15 protein-coding genes are annotated in these 18,910 nt (G+C 72.1%); 7 read left to right on the top strand and 8 right to left on the bottom strand.

The genetic code is table 11. From position 1 onward, the window contains the following. The first annotated feature begins 105 nt into the window (after positions 1-105). Positions 106-2,748, top strand: a complete 2,643-nt coding sequence (gene acnA, locus IDM40_RS13105; RefSeq protein WP_216630732.1) for an aconitate hydratase AcnA — start codon at positions 106-108, stop codon at positions 2,746-2,748. Between the two features lie 150 nt (positions 2,749-2,898). Continuing rightward, positions 2,899-3,909 carry a PTS transporter subunit IIC gene (locus IDM40_RS13100; protein WP_193122270.1) on the top strand — a complete coding sequence of 337 codons (1,011 nt, stop codon included), beginning with the start codon at positions 2,899-2,901 and terminating at the stop codon, positions 3,907-3,909. 15 nt (positions 3,910-3,924) lie between these two features. On the opposite strand, the gene IDM40_RS13095 is transcribed toward IDM40_RS13100, so the two are convergent. The 5 genes from IDM40_RS13095 to IDM40_RS13075 form a co-directional block, all read right to left on the bottom strand. Continuing rightward, positions 3,925-4,584, bottom strand: a complete 660-nt coding sequence (locus tag IDM40_RS13095) for a cyclase family protein (RefSeq protein WP_193122269.1) — start codon at positions 4,582-4,584, stop codon at positions 3,925-3,927. Positions 4,585-4,742: 158 nt separating this feature from the next. Continuing rightward, on the bottom strand, positions 4,743-5,954 hold the full coding sequence (locus IDM40_RS13090) for an acyl-CoA dehydrogenase family protein (RefSeq protein ID WP_193122268.1): 1,212 nt from the start codon (positions 5,952-5,954) through the stop codon (positions 4,743-4,745). After that, complete coding sequence (locus tag IDM40_RS13085) at positions 5,955-6,968, bottom strand: phosphotransferase family protein (protein ID WP_193122267.1); 1,014 nt, start codon at positions 6,966-6,968, stop codon at positions 5,955-5,957. A 64-nt stretch (positions 6,969-7,032) separates the two neighbouring features. Next, complete coding sequence (locus tag IDM40_RS13080) at positions 7,033-7,809, bottom strand: SDR family oxidoreductase (RefSeq protein ID WP_193122266.1); 777 nt, start codon at positions 7,807-7,809, stop codon at positions 7,033-7,035. Between the two features lies 1 nt (position 7,810). Continuing rightward, positions 7,811-8,566, bottom strand: a complete 756-nt coding sequence (locus tag IDM40_RS13075; RefSeq protein WP_193122265.1) for an SDR family oxidoreductase — start codon at positions 8,564-8,566, stop codon at positions 7,811-7,813. 97 nt (positions 8,567-8,663) lie between these two features. Here IDM40_RS13075 and IDM40_RS13070 point away from each other — a divergent pair, with 97 nt between their 5' ends. Beyond that, positions 8,664-9,011: a GNAT family N-acetyltransferase gene (locus IDM40_RS13070; protein ID WP_328807018.1), complete on the top strand. Its 348-nt coding sequence runs from the start codon at positions 8,664-8,666 to the stop codon at positions 9,009-9,011. Between the two features lie 24 nt (positions 9,012-9,035). Beyond that, the gene (locus tag IDM40_RS13065) at positions 9,036-9,941 is read left to right on the top strand and encodes an LLM class flavin-dependent oxidoreductase (protein ID WP_193122263.1); all 906 of its coding nucleotides are present in this window, start codon (positions 9,036-9,038) and stop codon (positions 9,939-9,941) included. A 47-nt stretch (positions 9,942-9,988) separates the two neighbouring features. Here IDM40_RS13065 and IDM40_RS13060 read toward each other — a convergent pair whose 3' ends face one another. Beyond that, on the bottom strand, positions 9,989-11,482 hold the full coding sequence (locus IDM40_RS13060) for an LURP-one-related/scramblase family protein (RefSeq protein WP_193122262.1): 1,494 nt from the start codon (positions 11,480-11,482) through the stop codon (positions 9,989-9,991). 217 nt (positions 11,483-11,699) lie between these two features. On the opposite strand from IDM40_RS13060, the gene IDM40_RS13055 reads away from it, so the two are divergent. Both IDM40_RS13055 and IDM40_RS13050 read left to right on the top strand, forming a co-directional pair. Next, positions 11,700-13,196 carry a carboxylesterase/lipase family protein gene (locus IDM40_RS13055; RefSeq protein WP_193122261.1) on the top strand — a complete coding sequence of 499 codons (1,497 nt, stop codon included), beginning with the start codon at positions 11,700-11,702 and terminating at the stop codon, positions 13,194-13,196. Between the two features lie 160 nt (positions 13,197-13,356). After that, positions 13,357-14,040: a GTP pyrophosphokinase gene (locus IDM40_RS13050; RefSeq protein ID WP_193122394.1), complete on the top strand. Its 684-nt coding sequence runs from the start codon at positions 13,357-13,359 to the stop codon at positions 14,038-14,040. A 145-nt stretch (positions 14,041-14,185) separates the two neighbouring features. Here IDM40_RS13050 and IDM40_RS13045 read toward each other — a convergent pair whose 3' ends face one another. Together IDM40_RS13045 and IDM40_RS13040 are read right to left on the bottom strand one after the other, a co-directional pair. Further along, complete coding sequence (locus IDM40_RS13045) at positions 14,186-16,561, bottom strand: Tex family protein (RefSeq protein WP_193122260.1); 2,376 nt, start codon at positions 16,559-16,561, stop codon at positions 14,186-14,188. 459 nt (positions 16,562-17,020) lie between these two features. Beyond that, complete coding sequence (locus IDM40_RS13040) at positions 17,021-17,365, bottom strand: hypothetical protein (protein WP_193122259.1); 345 nt, start codon at positions 17,363-17,365, stop codon at positions 17,021-17,023. A gap of 237 nt (positions 17,366-17,602) precedes the next feature. Here IDM40_RS13040 and IDM40_RS13035 point away from each other — a divergent pair, with 237 nt between their 5' ends. Then, positions 17,603-18,883 carry an MFS transporter gene (locus IDM40_RS13035; RefSeq protein WP_193122258.1) on the top strand — a complete coding sequence of 427 codons (1,281 nt, stop codon included), beginning with the start codon at positions 17,603-17,605 and terminating at the stop codon, positions 18,881-18,883. Positions 18,884-18,910 lie beyond the last annotated feature (27 nt).

Raw genomic sequence — 18,910 nt, 5'->3', positions numbered from 1 at the left:
TCAATCGGCCGATGTGAGGGTGGGTGGCCCGGAGTGCCCGAGTGTGCACTCGGAAGGTATAGATTATAAAATATACTTCTGATCCCGAGCAGGAAGAGGTCGACGTTGGCGCGCTCACAGGACGGCCCGATCACGACACTCGAGCACGCAGGGGATCTCTTGGAGATGGTCGACATCCCGCGCGTGCTCGGTCCGGGCTGGCAGCGGTGGCCGTTCGTGCTCCGGTTGCTCGCCGAGAACGTCAGCAGGTGCGCGTCCGCACATGACCGCCGGCGCATGGTCGGGGCGATCAGGGACTGGATCACCGACCGCTCCAGCACCGTCGAGATCGGCTTCACGCCGGGGCGGCTCCTGATGCACGACACCACCAGCACGCCCGCCCTGGTCGACATGGCCGCGATGCGCGACCGCCTGGCCCGGGGCGGGAGAGATCCGGCCTCGATGAGTCCGTCCCTGCCGGTCGAGATCTCCGTCGACCACTCCCTGGCGGTGGAGGTCTACGGCCGCAAGGACGCGGCGGGCCTCAACGTCCGCGAAGAGGTGAGGCGCAACCGAGAGCGCTACCGGTTCCTCAAATGGGCCGCCCGCGAGATGGGCAACGTGCACATCAACCCCCCGGGAACCGGGATCATGCACACCATCAATCTGGAGCAGTTGGCCACAGTGGTCGAGACCCGAGGGGGCAGCGGGCACCGAACGGTCCACCCGGACATGATGCTGGGAACGGACAGCCACACGCCGATGATCAACGGGCTGGGCGTGCTGGGGTGGGGCATTGGAGGCCTGGAGGCCGAGACCGTCATGTTCGGGATGCCCACGTCCCTGCAGATCCCCGACGTCGTCGGGGTCGAACTGCACGGGCGCCTCCGTCCGGGCGTCATGGCCACCGACCTCGCCCTCGTGGTCACCGAACGGCTGCGTTCCCTCGGGGTGACGGGGGCGTTCGTCGAGTTCCACGGCCCCGGCGTCACGACACTCACCGTGGGCGAACGCGCAGCAGTGGCGAACATGGCTCCGGAGTTCGGTGCCACCACGGGCTACTTCCCGGTTGACGAGCAGGTGCTGCGATACCTGACTCTGACCGGTCGCAGTCACCAGCACATCGACCTGGTCGAGGCCTACTGCAGGAAAGCCGGGCTGTGGGGTGATCCCGACGCCACCCCCGAGTACACACGAACCGTACGGATCGACATGGACGCGATCAGTACGAGCGCGGCGGGCCCGCAGAGGCCCCAGGACCACTTGCCGATCAGCGCGATCCCGGCTGCGCTGGCCAACCACCCGGCACCGTGTCCCGGTGCCGATCGCGAGCGCGACCTCCCCACCCACCCGGTGGCGCTGGCCTCGATCACCAGTTGCACCAACACCACTGACCCCCGGATGCTCATCGCGGCCGGGCTCCTCGCCCGGCGGGCGCGTGAGTACGGTCTGGTTCCGAAGCGGTGGGTGAAGACATCCCTGGCCCCGGGATCACCCGCGGCGGCGTCCTACCTGCAACGGGCCGGCCTGTCCGAGGACCTCTCCGAGACGGGCTTCGACATCGTCGGTTTCGGGTGCGCGACCTGCATCGGGAATTCCGGTCCCTTGACCCCGGAGATCGAACGCGCGCAGGCCCGGGGTGGCGTGCGCCCGGTCGCGATCCTTTCGGGTAACCGCAACTTTCCCGGAAGGGTGCATCCCGACCTGGACACGGGGTTCCTCATGAGCCCGCCCATGGTCGTGGCTTATGCACTGGCCGGGGACGCCGACCAGGACCTGACCCGCGAACCGATCACGGTTCGGAACGGTCGGGAGATCGGACTCGCCGACCTGTGGCCGAGTCACGAGGAGATCGACGAGTTGCTCTCGGTCGCGCTCGACGCACAGGATTTCGGCCGTGAGTTCCGATCAGCCGCGCGGAACCGGGCTTGGGAGGCCGTCGATGCCCCGCCGGGCGCCCGGTTCCCGTGGGATCCGCGCTCGACGGTACTTCGGCCGCCACCGTTCGCGGAGGACCGGGTAGGCGCTCCGTCCGGCACCTTCGCTGCCCACCCCCTCCTCGTGTTGGGCGACGACGTCACCACCGACCACATCTCACCCGCGAGCGCGATCCCCCGGGAGAGCTTCGTAGCGGACTTCCTGGTCGAGCGTGGTGAGGACCGGGACGACCTCAACGTGTTCGCCTCGCGCCGGGGCAACTGGGAAGTCATGGTCCGCGGTGCCTTCTACAACCATGCACTGACCAACCGGCTGGCGCCGGAAGCCCCGACCGCCCACACGGTCCACGCGCCGAGCGGGGAGACGGTGACTGTCTGGGAAGCCGCACAGCGTTACTCGGCCGAGGGAACACCGGTGGTGATCATCGCGGGCGAGAGGTTCGGAACCGGTTCCTCACGCGACTGGGCCGCGAAGGCGCAGAAGCTGTTGGGGGTCCGTGCCGTCATCGCCCGCAGTTTCGAACGGATCCACCGGACCAACCTCATCGGTATGGGTATTCTGCCGCTGGTCCGCACGGGACCGGCGTCGGACGGCCTGGACCGGGTCGCGTCCGGGGACCGGGTCGAGGTACCGGTCGCCGAGATCATGGCCGGGCCGGACGCGGACATGCGCGTGAGGGTCGTGACCGTCTCGGGGGGACAGGAGGACGTATCAGTCTCCCTGGCGGTGGAGACCGCGTCGGAGAGGGAGATCCTGGCCAAGGGCGGGGTCGTTCCGTCCCTGATGGAGCGCCTCGAGCCCGAGGGAGGAGCACCCTCCGCGGGCCCCTGACCGGCGCGGACGTGGGACGGCACTTCGCCGACCTGCTCTCCTCGCTGACGCACACCGGCTGACCCGGGGGACGCGGGGGCCGGCCGCAGGTGGCAAGATGGGCGGGCTGTACCCGGCTGCGACGCAGCGCAGACCACCCAAGGGATCCTCGTGAAGGCGTTTCTCGCATCCAGCGGCGTACGGCCGTCGCTGCACACCTACTTCATCACCTCCATGTCCGCCATGGCGCTGGGCCTGTTCTCGTCGCTCATCATCGGGTTGATCCTGCAGACCGCCGGAGAGCAGACCGGCGTCGGCGTCCTGGTCGAGGTCGGCGAGCTGGCGATGGCGATGATGGGCCCGGCGATCGGTGTGGCGGTCGCCCACTCCCTGGGTGCGCCGCCCCTGGTGCTGTTCTCCTCGGTGGCGACCGGGGCGGCCGGCGCCGAACTGGGCGGCCCGGCCGGGGCGTTCCTGGCGGCGCTGGTGGCGGCCGAGGCCGGAAAGCTCGTGTCGAGCCGGACCAAGGTCGACATCGTGCTCACCCCGCTGACCACCGTGGGGGCCGGCTTCGCCGTGTCCTGGGTCGCGGGGCCGGTCATCGACGCGGGGTTGCGCCGCTTCGGCGGGCTCATCTCCTGGGCGACCGAGCAGCAGCCCCTGCTCATGAGCGTGCTCGTCGCGGTGCTCATGGGCCTGGCGCTGACCCTGCCCGTCTCGTCGGCGGCCATCGCGGTCATGCTCGACCTGAGCGGCCTGGCCGCGGGCGCCGCGGCCGTGGGGTGCGCCGCGCAGATGGTCGGGTTCGCCGTCGCCGGTTACCGGGACAACGGGTGGGGCGGTCTGGTCTCGCAGGGGCTGGGGACGTCGATGCTGCAGATCCCCAACGTCTTCCGCAACCCCCGGATCCTGATCCCGCCGACGCTGGCCGGCGCGGTCACCGCCCCGATCGCGACGGTCGGGTTCGCGCTGGAGAACAACGCCGCGGGTGCGGGGATGGGCACGTCCGGGTTGGTGGGGCCGATCATGACGCTCAACACGATGGGGACCTCGCCCTACGTGCTCGGTCTGATCGCGGCGTTCTTCTTCGTGGTCCCCGCGCTGCTGGCCTGGGTCTTCGCGGTCCTGTTGCGGCGGATCGGCTGGATCTCCGACGGGGACCAGACCATCACCGCCGGCTGACCCGTACGGCCGTGCTCAGGCGTCGACGACGGCGAACGCACGGACCGTGAAGGTGCCCATCCCGCGGATCTTCGGCGGCACCGCGGAGAACCGTGCCGAACGGCCCACCAGCTGCTCGAGCCCGGTCAGGTGCTCCACGATCGGGATCTCCGCGGCCAGCAGCGCGGAGTGCGCGGGCCGCGTGCCGCCAGTGGTGTCGTCGATGTTGACCGAGTCGATCCCGACCAGCGCCGCACCGCGCTCGGCCAGGAGCTCGGCGGTCTCCCCGGTGACGAAGGGGTGCTCGGACGCGCCGTAGCCCTCGGTGCCCCAGTGGCGGTCCCACCCGGTCGCGAACAGCACGGCCGCGCCCTCGACCTCGACACCGTCCAGGGTCTCGGGGCCGATCGCGCGGTCCCGCGTCGCCACGACCGCCGCCGGGAGGTCGGTCACGGCGTGCAGGGGCAACGCCGCCAGATCGTGGCCGTCGGGGTAGCGGTGCGCGGGTGTGTCCAGATAGGTGCCGGTGTTGGCGACCATCGAGATGCGGCCGATGTGGAACTCGGTCCCTGCGTCGTAGTGCTCCCGGGAGGTGTCCCGGCTGAGGTGGTCGGAGATCTCGGGCCCGGGCAGCCCCGGATACGTGCTCATCCCGTGGTCGATCTCGTGGCTGAGGTCGATCAAGGTCCGGGGCATCGGCGCCTCCTCCGGTCGGTTCCGAGCGGAAGCTTACCGAGAGGGCTCCGGCCGTGCTCGACCAGCCTTCCGAAGCGCTCCACCGGGCATCGGAGGTGGCACGAACACCGCGCCCGTCCCGGGCGGCCGGGGCGGGCGCGGGAGAGCAGGGCCGGCGGTTACCGGTACTTGCGCAGCTCGGCCCGGCCGAGGGAGCGCAGGTGCACCTCGTCGGGGCCGTCGGCCAGGCGCAGCGTGCGCACGCTCGCCTGCCAGCGGGCCAGGGGGAAGTCCTGGCTCACCCCTGCGGCGCCGTGTGCCTGCACCGCCTTGTCCAGGATCCACTCCACCGTGCGCGGCGTCGCGATCTTGATCGCCTGGATCTCGGAGTGGGCACCCTTGTTGCCCACCGTGTCCATCAGGTAGGCGGTCTTGAGCACCAGCAGCCGCAGCTGCTCGATGGCCACCCGCGCCTCGGCGATCCACTGGCGCACCACACCCTGGTCGGCCAGCGGGCGCCCGAACGCGGTCCGGTCCAGGACCCGGCGGCACGTCAGCTCCAGCGCCCGCTCGGCCATCCCGATCGCACGCATGCAGTGGTGGATCCGGCCCGGGCCCAGGCGGGCCTGCGCGATGGCGAAGCCCTCGCCCTCGCCGCCGATCAGGTTCTCCGCCGGCACCCGCACGTCGTCGAAGACCACCTCGGCGTGCCCGCCGTGGTCGCTGTCGTCGTAGCCGTACACGTGCATCCCGCGCTCGACCCGCAGGCCCGGGGTGTCGCGCGGCACCAGCACCATGGACTGCTGCTTGTGGCGCTGGGCGTCCGGGTCGGTCTTGCCCATCACGATGAAGATCTCGCACGCCGGGTTGAGCGCACCGGTGATGTAGAACTTGCGGCCGTTGATGACGTACTCGTCGCCCTCACGCACGATGCTCGTCGTGATGTTCGTGGCGTCGGAGGAGGCCACCTCCGGCTCGGTCATCGCGAACGCCGAACGGATCCGGGCGTCCAGCAGCGGCTCCAGCCAGCGCTTCTTCTGCTCCTCGGTGCCGAACATCGTCAGCACCTCCATGTTCCCGGTGTCGGGTGCGGCGCAGTTGAGCGCGTTCGGCCCCAGCCCCGGGCTCCGGCCGGTGATCTCGGCCAGCGGCGCGTAGCTCAGGTTGGACAGCCCCCCGTGCTCGGGGTGGCCGGCCAGGAACAGGTTCCACAGGCCCCGCCGGCGCGCCTCGGCCTGCAGCTCGGCCACCACGGGCGGCACCGACCAGTGGTCCTCGCGCTCGGCCATCTGCCGGGCGAAGACCTCCTCGGCCGGGTGGACGTGCTCGTCCATGAAGGCCAGCAGCTTGGTACGCAGTTCCTCGGTCGCGGGGTCGTGTGCGAAGTCCATTCAGTCCTCCTGCAGTGTGGCGTGGGCGCGCTCGACCAGGAGCGGGACCACCTCGCCGATGGTGTCGAAACCGGCCCCCACGGTCAGACCCTGGCTGTGCCGGTAGTGGATGCCCTCCGCGATCACCGCGAGCTTGAAGCAGCCGAAGGCCACGTACCAGTTCAGGCGGGACACGTCGCGCCCGGTCGCGGCCGCGTAGGTCTTCACCAGCTCCGATGCGCTGGGGAAACCCTCCGCGGAGGTGGCGGGGGAGAGGCCGCCGGTGACCGAGTGCTCCTTGTAGACCAGCATCAGGCCCAGGTCCACCAGGGGGTCGCCGAGGGTGGCCATCTCCCAGTCCAGGACCGCCGTCAGGCGGCCGTCGTCGGTGACGAGCACGTTGTCGAGCCGGTAGTCGCCGTGCACGATCGCGGGCGCGCCCTGTTCGGGCAGGGTCTGCGCCAGGCGCTCGTGCAGGTCGTCGATCCCGGGGATGTCGCGGCTGCGTGAGGCGTCGAGCTGTTTGCGCCAGCGCCGCACCTGGCGCTCCAGGAACCCGGCCGGGCGGCCGAAGTCGCCCAGGCCCACCGACTCGGGGTCGACGGCGTGCAGGTTCCCCAGCGTGGTGATGAGGTCGCGGCCGATCTCCCGGGTGCCCTCGACCCCGAACGGCGCGATCTCCTCGCGGGTGCGCAGCGGGACACCCTCCACGTGCTCCATCACGTAGAAGGGGGCGCCGAGCACCTCGGTGTCCTCGCACAGCAGGTGGGTGCGGGGCACCGGCACGTCGGTCTCGCGCAGTCCGGTCATCACCCGGTACTCGCGGGACATGTCGTGCGCGGTGGCCAGCACGTGGCCCAGGGGAGGACGGCGCACCACCCAGCGGCCGGAACCGTCGGTGACGGTGTAGGTGAGGTTGGACTTGCCGCCGGTGATCACCTCGCCGCTGAGCGGACCCGAGATCATCCCGGGGGCCTCGCGGTCCAGGTACGCGCGCAACCGGTCCAGGTCCAGTCCGGGCAGTTCCTCTGTCATCGTCGTCTCGGGCACCCCGCGGGGCCGCCCGCTCCTTTCTGGACTGTCTCGTTGTGGGCGCGGGTCAGCCGGCCGCGCCGTCGACCTTGGCCTGCAGGCGGCGCATGCCCTTGAGCCAGCGGTCGGTGTCGGTGGCCCGGGCCGCGTAGAAGTCGGCGACCTTCGGGTGGGGCAGGATCAGGAACCGCTCGTCGGCCATCCCCTCGATGACGGCGTCGGCGACCTCCTCCGGGGTGATGGCGTCCGCGCTCAGGATCGCCTGGCCGACGTCGCCGCTGTCCTCCAGTAGGGAGGTGCGCACGCCCAGGGGGCACACGCACTGCACGGCCACGCCGCGGTCGCCGTAGGTGGCCGAGAGCCATTCGCCGAACGACAGGGCCGCGTGTTTGGTCACCGAGTAGGGGGCGCTGCCGAGCATGGTGAGCAGCCCCGCCGCGGAGACCGTGCTGATGAAGTGGCCGCGGCCGCGCTCGACCCACCCCGGCACCAGGGCGCGGGCGGCCCGCACGTGGGCCATGACGTTGACCTGCCAGGCGAAGTCCCAGTCGGTGTCGGGCGCCTCGGGTCCGCCGCCCACGCCCACGCCTGCGTTGGCGACGTAGAGGTCGATGCCGTCCAGGTGTGCCCCGGCCTCGGCCACGAGCGCGGTCACGCCGTCCTCGGAGGCCGCGTCGCCCGGTACGGCCAGGCCGCCGATCTCGGTGGCCACGGCCTCGGCGGCAGCGGCGTCCAGGTCGTTGACGACCACGTCCGCGCCGGCTGCGGACAGGCGGCGGGCCAGGGCCGCGCCGATGCCGTTGCCCGCGCCGGTCACGACCGCGCCGGTTCCGGTCAGGTCCATGTCACAGCCCCCCGGTCAGGGTCGAGCCGCCGTCGACGACGAGGGTGCGGCCGGTGACCCAGGCGGCGTCGTCGGAGAGCAGGAACGCCACGGCACCGGAGACGTCCTCGGGCACGCCCAGGCGCTGCATGGGGTACTGGGCCGAGACCTCGCCCTCGCGGCCCTCGTAGAGCGCCTCGGCGAAGCGGGTCTTGACCACGGCGGGTGCGACGCCGTTGACGCGGATCCCGGGGGCGAGCTCCACCGCCAGTTCCTCGGTGATGTGCTTGACCATGGCCTTGGTGGAGCCGTAGAAGCCGATGCCGGGGGCGGGCTTGAGTCCGGCGACGGAGGAGACGTTGACGACGGATCCGCCGTGCTCGCCCATCCAGGCCTTGTACGACTTCTGCACCCAGGAGATGGCCGAGAGCGCGTTGACGTCGACCATCTTGCGGGCGGCGTCCAGGTCGAGCTCGATCATGGGCCCGAAGACCGGGTTGATGCCGGTGTTGTTGACGAACATGTCGAGGCTGCCGAAGGCCTCGATGGTCGCGGCGATCGCCTCGTCCTGGTGCTGGGGGTCGTCGGCCTTGCCCGGAACGGCGATGGCGTGCTCGGGGCCGCCGAGGGCCTCGACCGCTTCCTTGAGCGGTTCGGGTTTGCGCGCGGTGATGCACACACGGGCGCCCTCGTCCACGAGCCGCTGGGCGATGGCCAGGCCGATGCCTCGGCTGGCGCCGGTGATGACGGCCGTCCGTCCGGCGAACCGGGAAGTCATGGAGCTCTCCTTAGACCGACTGGTCGGTATGTCAGGGCGACTCTATGTCCGGCGGGGTGCGCGCCGCAAGGGGTGGGCACTCCGCGGCGGCGCCACAATGGGGCGGGTGGGGCGCTCGGCCCCGCCTGGACGAGACGAGTGGGGGCCACGCATGGCGACCGAGGTCGTGAACCGCCCGGACGAGCGCCGGTACGAGATCATCAGCGACGGGGAGGTCGCCGGGTACGCCGAGTACATCCTCACCAACGACCTCATCACGTTCACCCACACCGAGATCGACCCGGCGTTCGAGGGGAAGGGTCTGGGAGGAACGCTGGTGCGCGAGGCCCTCGACGACGTCCGCGGGCGCGGCCTGGCGGTGCTGCCGCTGTGCCCGTTCGTCAAGGGGTGGATCGAACGCCACCCCGACTACGTCGACCTGGTCTACCGCTCACCGAAGGAGTGAACCGGCCCCGGGCGGGAGCGAGCGATGACGACGGGTGACTACGGACGCGACGTGGCCTTCGGGTTGTTCCCCTCTCCCGAGGCCGACCCCCGGTCCCTGGAGACCCTGTGGGCCCAGGTCGCGGCGGCCGACCGCGGCGGGCTCGACCTCGTGGGGATCCAGGACCACCCCTACCAGCGGCGCCACCTGGACACCTGGATGCTCATGGCCACGGTGCTCGCACACACCGAGCGCGTGCGGGTCTTCCCCGACGTGGCCAACCTGCCGCTGCGCCCGCCCGCGGTCATGGCCACCTCCGCCGCCAGCCTCGACGTGCTCTCCGGGGGCCGGTTCGAGCTCGGACTGGGCGCCGGCGGGTTCTGGGAGGCCATCGGCGCGATGGGCGGGCCCCGGCGCACCCCGCGCGAAGCGGCCGGCGCCCTGGTGGAGGCGGTCGAGATCATCCGGCTCATGTGGTCGGGGGAGCGGTCGGTGCGGTTCTCCGGCGAGCACTACACGCTCTCCGGGGTCAAGCCCGGGCCGCTTCCCGTGCACGACATGGGGATCTGGCTGGGTGTGGCCGGCCCCCGCCTGCTGAGGGCGCTCGGGCGCGCCGCGGACGGGTGGGTGCCCTCCACCGGGTTCATCGGTCCCGACGAGCTCGCCGGCAAACACGCGCTCATCGACGAGGGCGCGGCCGAGGCGGGGCGCGACCCCGCCTCGATCCGCCGGGTCTACAACGTGTGGGGCACCATTACCGGCGGTGCCTCGTCCGGGTTCCTGGACGGCCCCGCCGACCAGTGGGTGGACCAGCTGACCGAGCTGGTGCTGGAGTACGGGATGGACACGTTCGTCTTCGGCCCCTCGGACGGTTCGGTGGAGCAGGTGGAGCGTTTCGCCGCCGAGGTCGCCCCCGCCGTGCGCTCGATGGTCGCCGACGAACGCGCCTGAGCGGTGCCCCGCCCCGGGGAACGGTGCGCTCCCCGGGGCGGAACGGCTCACCTGCGGCGGCCGCCACCGGAACGGCGGGAACCCCCGCCGCCCGAACGCCGGGAGCCGCCGCCACCCGAACGCCGGGAACCGCCGCCTCCGCGGGCCGAGCCGCCGCGGCCCTTGGAGCCCCCGCCCCGCGAACCGCCCATACTCTTGGCGCCCCCGCTGCGGGAGGAGCCGCCGGCCCCGCCCGACCTGCGGTAACCGCCGCCGACGCCCTTGGAGCCGCCGCCTCCGCGGGACCCGCCGGACGAGGAACCGCCACCGCCACCGGACGAACGCCCGCCGCCGAAGGACGCGCCCGAGCCGCCCCCGCCGAAGCCTCCGCGGGAGCCGCCCGAGGACCCGCCGCTGCGCCGGGACCCGCCCCCGGAGGAGGCCCCAGAACCCCGGGAACCACCGCCGCCGGAGAAACCGCCCCCGCCGGATCCGCCGAACGACGCACCGGAACCGCCCGCACGCGAGCCGCCCGCACGCGAGGAGCCCACGACCGCCGGTCCCGACCGGGAGGCCGAGGAAGCCGAGCCCGAGGTCCGCCGTGCCGGCGCCGAACGCTGCTGCATCTCACTGCGGGCGCGCCTGGCACCCGCGCCGCTGGAGGCGCCGCCCCCGCCGCCGGGGGTGGTCCGCCGCGGCCCCGCGGTGTTCCGAGAGACCGGCGCCGAACGTTGCACCCCCGGCGCCGAGTGCGCCGCGTGCACCGGGCCGGAGTAGGGCGCGTACCCGGCCTGGGGCGGCGCGCTCTCCCGCAGCGGCACGTACGCCCCACCGGAGTGCGGTGCCCGGAACGACGACCGCGGCGCCAGCGGAGCCCTCCGGCGCCGGTCCACCAGGTAACCCCGGCGCGGATGGTGCCAGTGGTGGCGCGGCTGGTACCCGTACTCGGGGTAGCGCCGGAAGTCGGCGTAGTGGGAGTGGTAGAACTCCGCCTCCTGCTCGTGCAGGAGCACGTCCACGGTCAGCGCCGCCGCCAGCACCATGCGCCGCAGCGGCCAGGGCAGGTCGTAGGCGAACTCCAGCGCGTAGCGGTCCTCGGTGGTGAAGAACTGCCCGCGCAGGCCCGGGTGCTCCTTGCCGAGCCGGGCCACCTCCACACCCGCGTGGTCGAGTACCGAGTACCGCCACCCCTTGCGGTCACCCCGCAGCTCGCCCACCCGGCGCCCGCGCGGGTCGTCGATCCGGAAGCGCGAACCGGTGAAGGAACGGTCCTGAACGATGGTGCCGTAACGCTCCCCGCGCGGCCCGCTGACGTGGATGTGCGGGCGGCCCCGTTCCCACGGTTTGTGCAGCGTGATGAGCGGGCGTCCCCGGGTGTCGTAGATGGTGAAGGTGTGCGGACGGTGCTGTCCGCGCAGCCCCCGCCAGGAGCTCATGTGCTCGTTGACGTGGGCGAGCGGGTGGCCGCGTTCGTCGACCACCTCGTAGTGGCCCTCGCTGCGGTGGAGCCGGTGCGGCTGCTCGACCAGCAGGACGGGGGCGGTGAACAGGGGAGCGTGCATGGGGGCCTTTCGGGGGCGCGCCGTCGGCGCGGTGTCGTCGGTCGGGGGAGGCCCGGGGCGGGCCGGGCCCAAGCGTAGGGGCCGCTCTGCCGGTCGGACGCCCGTGCACCCGGTCCGGTTCGCGGTTCCTCGTGGCACGTCGTGGCCCGCAGGGTCTTGCGGCCTCGTACCTAACGTTGTTAGGTGGTGTGGCCCACACCATGACGGGAGGACACACGTGGACGCCGAACTCACCGTGGAGACCCCCAGCGGCCGCCTGCGGGGCACCCCCTCGCCCCACGCGCGCAACGGCACGGTCGTCGTCCACCGGGGCATCCCCTACGCGCAGGCCCCCTTCGGCGAGCACCGCTTCGCCGCGCCCGCGCCCCCGGTCCCCTTCGACGGCGTGCGCGACTGCACGGCCCCCGGACCCCCGGCGCCCCAGGGCGAGCTGCTCATCGGCGCGGCCGGCTGGACCCCCGACACCCCGCGCGAGTGCCTGATCCTCAACGTGTGGAGCAGCGTCCGCGCAGGTGAGAACGCCCCCGTCCTGGTGTGGATCCACGGCGGTGCCTACCTGGTCGGATCGGCCTCCGAACCCACCTACGACGGCACCCGCCTCGCCGAGACCGGGCTGGTCGTGGTGGGCATCAACTACCGGGTCGGCTTCGAGGGTTTCGGGCACGTGCCCGGCCGCCCCGACAACCGGGGCCTGCTCGACCAGATCGCCGCCCTGCGCTGGGTGCGCGAGAACATCGCCTCCTTCGGCGGCGACCCCGGCAACGTCACCGTCGCGGGGGAGTCCGCCGGGGCCGGATCGGTGGCGGCGCTCATGGCCATGCCCGACGCGCGCGGCCTCTTCCACCGCGCCATCGCACACAGCCCGCCCGGGGACATGATGCGCACCGAGACCGCGCGCCTGGTCTCCGAACGCTTCGCCGAGGTCCTCGGCGTGCCCCTGGAGGCCGAGGCGCTGGCCGCCCTGCCCCCGGAGAAGATCGTCGCCGCCACCGAAGAGGTGCTCACCCGGACCGACAGCCAGGGCCGGCGCAGTCGCTCCCTGACCTGCTTCGCCCCCGTGGTCGGCGGACCGGAACTGCCCGAGGCGCCCCTGGACGTCATCGCCCGCGGGGACGTCTCCGACATCGACCTGCTCACCGGCCACAACCTCCACGAGTACCGGCTCTTCAGCGAGCTCGGCCAGGACGTGCGGGTGAACGACGAGGAGGCCCTCCTGCGCAAGGCCGCCCGGATCGGCCTCGGAGCCGGCGAGGTGGCCGCCTACCGGGAGGTCCACCCGGCCCTGTCCCCGCGCGACCTGTACGTGTCCGTCATGGGCGACGCCATGTTCGGCGAGTTCACCCTCCGCCTGGCCGAGACCCACGCCGCCGCCGGCGGGCGCGCGCACGTGTTCCGCCTGGCCCTGGAGAGCCCGGCCCTGGGCGGACGCCTGGGCGCCTGCCACGCCCTGGACCTCCCTCTGGCCTTCGGCACCCTCGAATCCGACCTCGGGGCTTTCCTGTTCGACGGGGCCCCCACCGATGCCCACCGCGCCCTGTCACGGCGCATCATGGGGGCCTGGCGCGACTTCGCGACCGGCGGTGACGCAGGGTGGTCGCCCGTCAGTGCCGGGGCCACCCCGGTCAAGGTCTGGGACGAGGTCGACGAACTCTACGCACACGACCCCTCGCCGGTGCGGCACATCTGGCGCGGCCTGCCCATGGGCCCGAAGTAGGGGCCGGAACCGCTTCCCGGAGGGCACCCGCGGGGGCATGCCCCGCGGAGGTGGGTAACATGCGGTCACGTGACACTGTGTGCGGGGTGCTGGGGGTGCCGTGGTGGAGGACGTGTCCGAAGCGTTGCTCGAGGCGCGTGAGGACGTCGCCCGATTCCTCATGTCGTACAAGTTCGCCATCGACACCCTCATGACGAAGGTGAACATCCTCAGCGAGGAGTTCCGCTACACCCACGACCACAACCCGATCGAGCACGCCAGCTCCCGGCTCAAGTCCCCCTCGAGCATCCTGGAGAAGGCCCGCCGCCGCGGGATCCCGCTCGACCTGGACAGCATCTCCGAACACATCCTCGACATCGCGGGGATCCGGATCTCCTGCAGTTTCCTCTCCGACACCTACACGATCCGCGACCTCCTGACGGGGCACGAGGACATCAGGGTGACGGAGGAGAAGGACTACATCAGCTCCCCCAAACCCAACGGCTACCGGAGCCTGCACCTGCTGGTGAGCACCCCGGTACGGATGTCGGACCGCATCGTGGAGGTGCCGGTCGAGTTCCAGATCCGCACCATCGCCATGGACTTCTGGGCCAGCCTCGAGCACAAGATCTACTACAAGTACGCCAAGGCGGTGCCCGAGGAGCTCCTGGAGGAGCTGCGCACGGCCGCCGACACCGCCCACCGGCTGGACGAGACCATGGAGCGGCTGCACGGCGAGGTGCGCGAACTGGGGGACCGGGAACAGGCCCCGCTGCCGGGCCCGGAGGACCTGCGCAAGCTTCCGCTGGCCAACGACCTGCTCAGCGCCCTGGCCGAACGGGTCAACGCCCGGCGCAACGACTGACCGGAACCGTCGGGCAGGGGCGCCTTCGGGGCGCCGGGTCGGTCGGCCCGGGTCGATCCGCGTCCGGCAACAGAACGGGCGGGCACCTCCGCAGAGGCACCCGCCCGGTGTGCGCCCGCGGGGCCGCGACGCCCCGCGGGTGCTCCTAGGAGCTCAGGCCCGCACGCCGCAGCGCCTCGGCCATGGCCCCCTGCGGAGCCTGCTCCTGCTTCTGGCCGCGGTTCTTGCCGCCCCGGCCGCCGCGGCCCCGCTTGCGGTCGCCGCCCTGCTGGTCACCGCGTCCACCGCGGCCGCCCTGCTGCTCTCCGCGGCCGCCCTTGCCGCCGCCCGAGGGAGCCTCGTCCTCCAGGCGCATGGTCAGGGAGATGCGCTTGCGGGGGATGTCGACGTCCTGCACCTTGACCTTGACGATGTCGCCCGGCTTGACGACCTCGCGCGGGTCCTCCACGAACTTGTGCGACATCGCCGAGACGTGGACCAGGCCGTCCTGGTGCACACCCACGTCCACGAACGCCCCGAACGCGGCCACGTTGGTGACCACACCCTCCAGGAGCATGCCCTGCTCCAGGTCGTCGAGCTTCTCCACACCCTCCTTGAAGGCGGCGGTGGCGAAGGCCGGACGGGGGTCGCGCCCGGGCTTGTCCAGCTCCGAGAAGATGTCGGTGACCGTCGGCAGCCCGAACGTGTCGTCGACGAAGTCCTGCGGGCGCAGCTGCTTCAGCGCCTTCTCGTCACCGATCAGCGACGGCAGGTCAGTGCCGACCGAGTCCAGGATGCGCCGCACGACCGGGTAGGCCTCCGGGTGCACCGCCGAGGCGTCCAGCGGGTCGTCCCCTCCGGGGATGCGCAGGAAGCCCGCGCACTGCTCGAACGCCTTCGGGCCCAGGCGTGAGACCTTCTTCAGCTCGCCCCGGCTGCGGAACGGGCCGTTCTCGTCCCGGTGCGCGACGATGTTGCGCGCCAGCGTCGAGGTCACACCCGACACCCGGGTCAGCAGCGGCACCGAGGCGGTGTTGACGTCCACGCCGACGCCGTTCACGCAGTCCTCCACGACCGCGTCCAGCGACCGCGACAGCTTGGTCTCGGCCAGGTCGTGCTGGTACTGGCCCACACCGATCGACTTGGGGTCGATCTTGACCAGCTCGGCCAGCGGGTCCTGCAGGCGCCGGGCGATGGAGGCGGCACCGCGCAGGGACACGTCCAGGTCCGGGAGCTCCTCGGAGGCGTAGGCGGAGGCCGAGTACACCGACGCTCCGGCCTCGGACACCATGACCTTGGTCAGCTTCAGCTCCGGGTGGCGCTTCAGCAGGTCCCCGGCGAGCTTGTCGGTCTCCCGCGAGGCGGTGCCGTTGCCGATCGCGACCAGTTCCACGCCGTGGGCGGCGCACAGCTTCGCCAGCCGGTCGATGGAACCGTCCCAGTCGCGGCGGGGCGCGTGCGGGAACACGGTGTCGGTGGCCACGACCTTGCCGGTGGCGTCGGTGACGGCCACCTTCACCCCGGTGCGCAGGCCCGGGTCCAGGCCCAGGGTGGCGCGGCTCCCGGCCGGGGCGGCCAGCAGCAGGTCGCGGAGGTTGGCCGCGAACACGCCCACACCCTGGTCCTCGGCGTGCTGCCACAGGCGCATGCGGACGTCGATGTCCAGGCGCACCAGGATCCGGGTGCGCCAGGCCCAGCGCACGGTGTCCTGCAGCCACTTGTCGGCGGGGCGGCCCCGGTCGACGACCTCGAAGTGGTGGGCGATGGCGTTCTCGTAGGAGCTGCGCGCGGTCGCCGACTCCTCGCCCTCGGGCGTCTCCTCCGGCTGGAGGTTGAGGGTGAGCACTTCCTCCTTCTCACCCCGGTACAGGGCCAGGACCCGGTGGGAGGGCAGGTCGGTCAGGGCCTCGGAGAAGTCGAAGTAGTCGGAGTACTTGGCCCCGGCCTCCTCCTTGCCCTCGCGCACCGTCGAGCCCAGGCGGCCCCGCTCCCAGAGGCGCTCGCGCAGCAGACCGGTGAGGTCGGCGTCCTCGGCCATGCGCTCCACGAGGATCGAGCGCGCACCGTCGAGGGCGGCCTTGGTGTCGGCAACGTTCTGCTCGGTGTCGACGTACCCGGCCGCGGTCTCCTGCGGGTCCAGGCCGGGGTCGCCCATGAGGGCGTCGGCCAGCGGCTCCAGGCCGGCCTCGCGGGCGATCTGGGCCTTGGTGCGGCGCTTGGGCTTGTAGGGGAGGTAGATGTCCTCCAGACGGGCCTTGGTGTCGGCCTCGCGGATGCGGGCCTCCAGGTCCTCGTCCAGCTTGCCCTGGGAGCGGATCGACTCCAGGATCGCGCTCCGGCGTTCGTCCAGTTCCCGCAGGTAGCGGAGCCGTTCCTCCAGGGCGCGCAGCTGCGCGTCGTCGAGCCCGCCGGTCGCCTCCTTGCGGTAACGGGCGATGAAGGGGACGGTCGAACCGCCGTCGAGGAGCCCGACGGCGGCCTCGACCTGGTGCGCGCCGACGCCGAGCTCCTCGGCGATGCGCTGGTCGATCGTGGTGGTCACAGGGGTCGTCACTAGTCGTACGTCCACTCTCTGGCTGATCCGTGCGGGGACATTCTCTTGCCGCGGCGAACAGTTGTCACCCCGGCCCCGTCCCGTGTCCAGGGTCCCCCACCCGCGGCGGTGCTCGCACCCGGGCAGAGAACGGGCGCGCGTCCGGTGTGTTCCGATACGCGCGCCGTCGGCCGGGCGGGCCGTGCTGCCCCTGCCCGGCGCGGTGCCGGCAGGGGCTCACCTGTGGGTGCTCAGAGGTGGCTGCGGCGTTCCTCGCGCATGGCGAGGTAACCCACGACCACCATGATGGCGAGAGTTCCGAACAGGGCTACGGCTGCGAGGAGCATGTCGCTCACGAGTGGATCCATGTAGGAGGGGTACCCGCGCGCCCCCGCAGGTCAACGGGGATCGGTGATCGATCAGGGCCCTGGAGGGGCTGGACGCGGGCCGTGTGCGGTGCGCGGGTCCTCAGTTCTCGTTGAGGTCGGGGGCGTAGTAGGGGTCGATGGGGCGGGGGCCCCGGTAGCCCTGGCACATGCACTGGCGGTAGGTCGTCTCGTTCGACCCGGTCCAGTGGCCCGGGATCACGACCTGGCTCTGGCACTTGGACGACTCGCGGTCGTGGAAGACCAGGTGGTGGCCGCACCCGCACAGGGGCTGCACGGACCGCTGCCCGTCCTCGGTGATGCGCGCGCGCTCTCGGCCGCGCTCCTCCTCCAGGGCGGCGCGCAGTCGGTTGCGGGTGGAGAGCCGTCCGACGGCCACTCCGCCCACGGCGATGAGCGCGCCGATGACCAGGCTCAGCGGGTCCATGGTGGGGCCGTCCCTTCCTGCGGGGCCGTCGCTCGGCGGGTGCGGGGTCGGCTCCATTGTCACCCAAGGGGGTCCGGATCGGGAGGAGGTCCCTCGCCGTTCGAGGGGCGGGTGTCCGGCCGCCTTCGGCCACGGAGCCGAAGAAGCACTGTGCAGAGAAACTTTTGCAGAGGACTGTTTGCAAAGGAGTCTTTGGAGTAGCGTGGGTGGCCCTACCCCCCACGGTGAGGAGCCGCCATGGCCACCCGTTCACCGCAGCGTCCCCGCCGCAGGGGCCCGCTCGGACCCGCGTTCGGCGGGCTCTGGGGCGCCGGCGCCGCCACCAACCTCGGCGACGGCATGCTCGCCACGGCGCTGCCCCTGATCGCCGCCGCCCTCACCCAGGACCCGCTGGCCGTCGCCGGTCTGACGATCGCCCGCTTCCTGCCCTGGCTCCTGGTCGCCCCGTTCTCCGGGGTGCTCCTGGACCGGGTCGACCGCCTGCGCGCCATGGTCGTGTCCAACTCGGTCGCCGCCGCCACCGTCGCCCTGCTCGCCCTGGCGGTCCTGACCGGGAACCACACCGTCTGGCTGCTGTACGCCGCCCTGTTCGTGGTCATCTGCTGCGAGACCGTCACCGACCCCGCCACCCGGATCACCGTCACGCGTGTGGTGGGCCGTCCGGACCTGGACCGCGCCAACGGGCGGGCGGAAGGGGCACGCACCGTCACCCAGGACTTCGTGGGGCCGCCCGTGGCCGGGATGCTTTTCGCCGTGGTGGCGGTCCTGCCGGTCGCCGGGGTAGCGCTCTCCTATGCCCTCAGCGCCCTGCTCGCCGTTCTCGTGCTCGCCCTGCTGCGACGGCGGCCGGAGCTCCGCCGCGAGCCCGTCGCCGAACACACGGGGACGGAGGCCGGGGTGTGGACCTCCCTGCGCGAGGGCCTCGCCCACATCCGCCACGACCGGCTGCTGCCCGCGCTCATGCTGGTCAACGCCGCGTGCATGATCGGAATCCAGTGCGCGACGGCCGTCAAGGTGCTCTACGTGCAGAACGTGCTCGGGGTTCCGGCCGCGCTCTACGGCGTCTTCCTCGCCTCACTGGCCGTGGGCGGGCTCGCGGGGGCCGTGGTGAGCGCCCGGCTCGTACGGGTGCTCGGACGCCGCACGGTGATGTTCGGCGGTTACCTGGGCTTCTCCGCGGGGTTGATGCTGATGGGCGCGGTCCCGTCGGTGTGGACCGCGGTACCGGCCCTGGCCCTGACCGGGCTGGCCATGACGGCGTCCAACATCGCCGCCTCCCCGTTCATGCAGATCGTGGTGCCCGAACACCTGCGGGGGCGCGTCTCGGCCGCCTTCCGCACCATCGCCTGGGGGCTGGCACCGATCGGCGCGCTCCTGGGCGGGCTGCTCGGACGCATCGACCTGGCGCTGCCCTACCTGGCCGGGCCGCTGATCACGATCACCGTGGTCTGGCTCCTGCGCCACCGGATCTCGGAGGCCGCACGGGCCATGGACACCGAGGCCGACCGGACGCGATGACGCGGGCGCCGCCGCCCCGGCCACGCG

Source organism: Nocardiopsis coralli, from assembly GCF_014892575.1.
GTDB classification, from domain to species: Bacteria; Actinomycetota; Actinomycetes; order Streptosporangiales; family Streptosporangiaceae; genus Nocardiopsis; species Nocardiopsis coralli.
The sequence above is the reverse complement of the archived record's forward strand: the minus strand, read 5'-3'. Positions and strand labels throughout refer to the sequence as shown.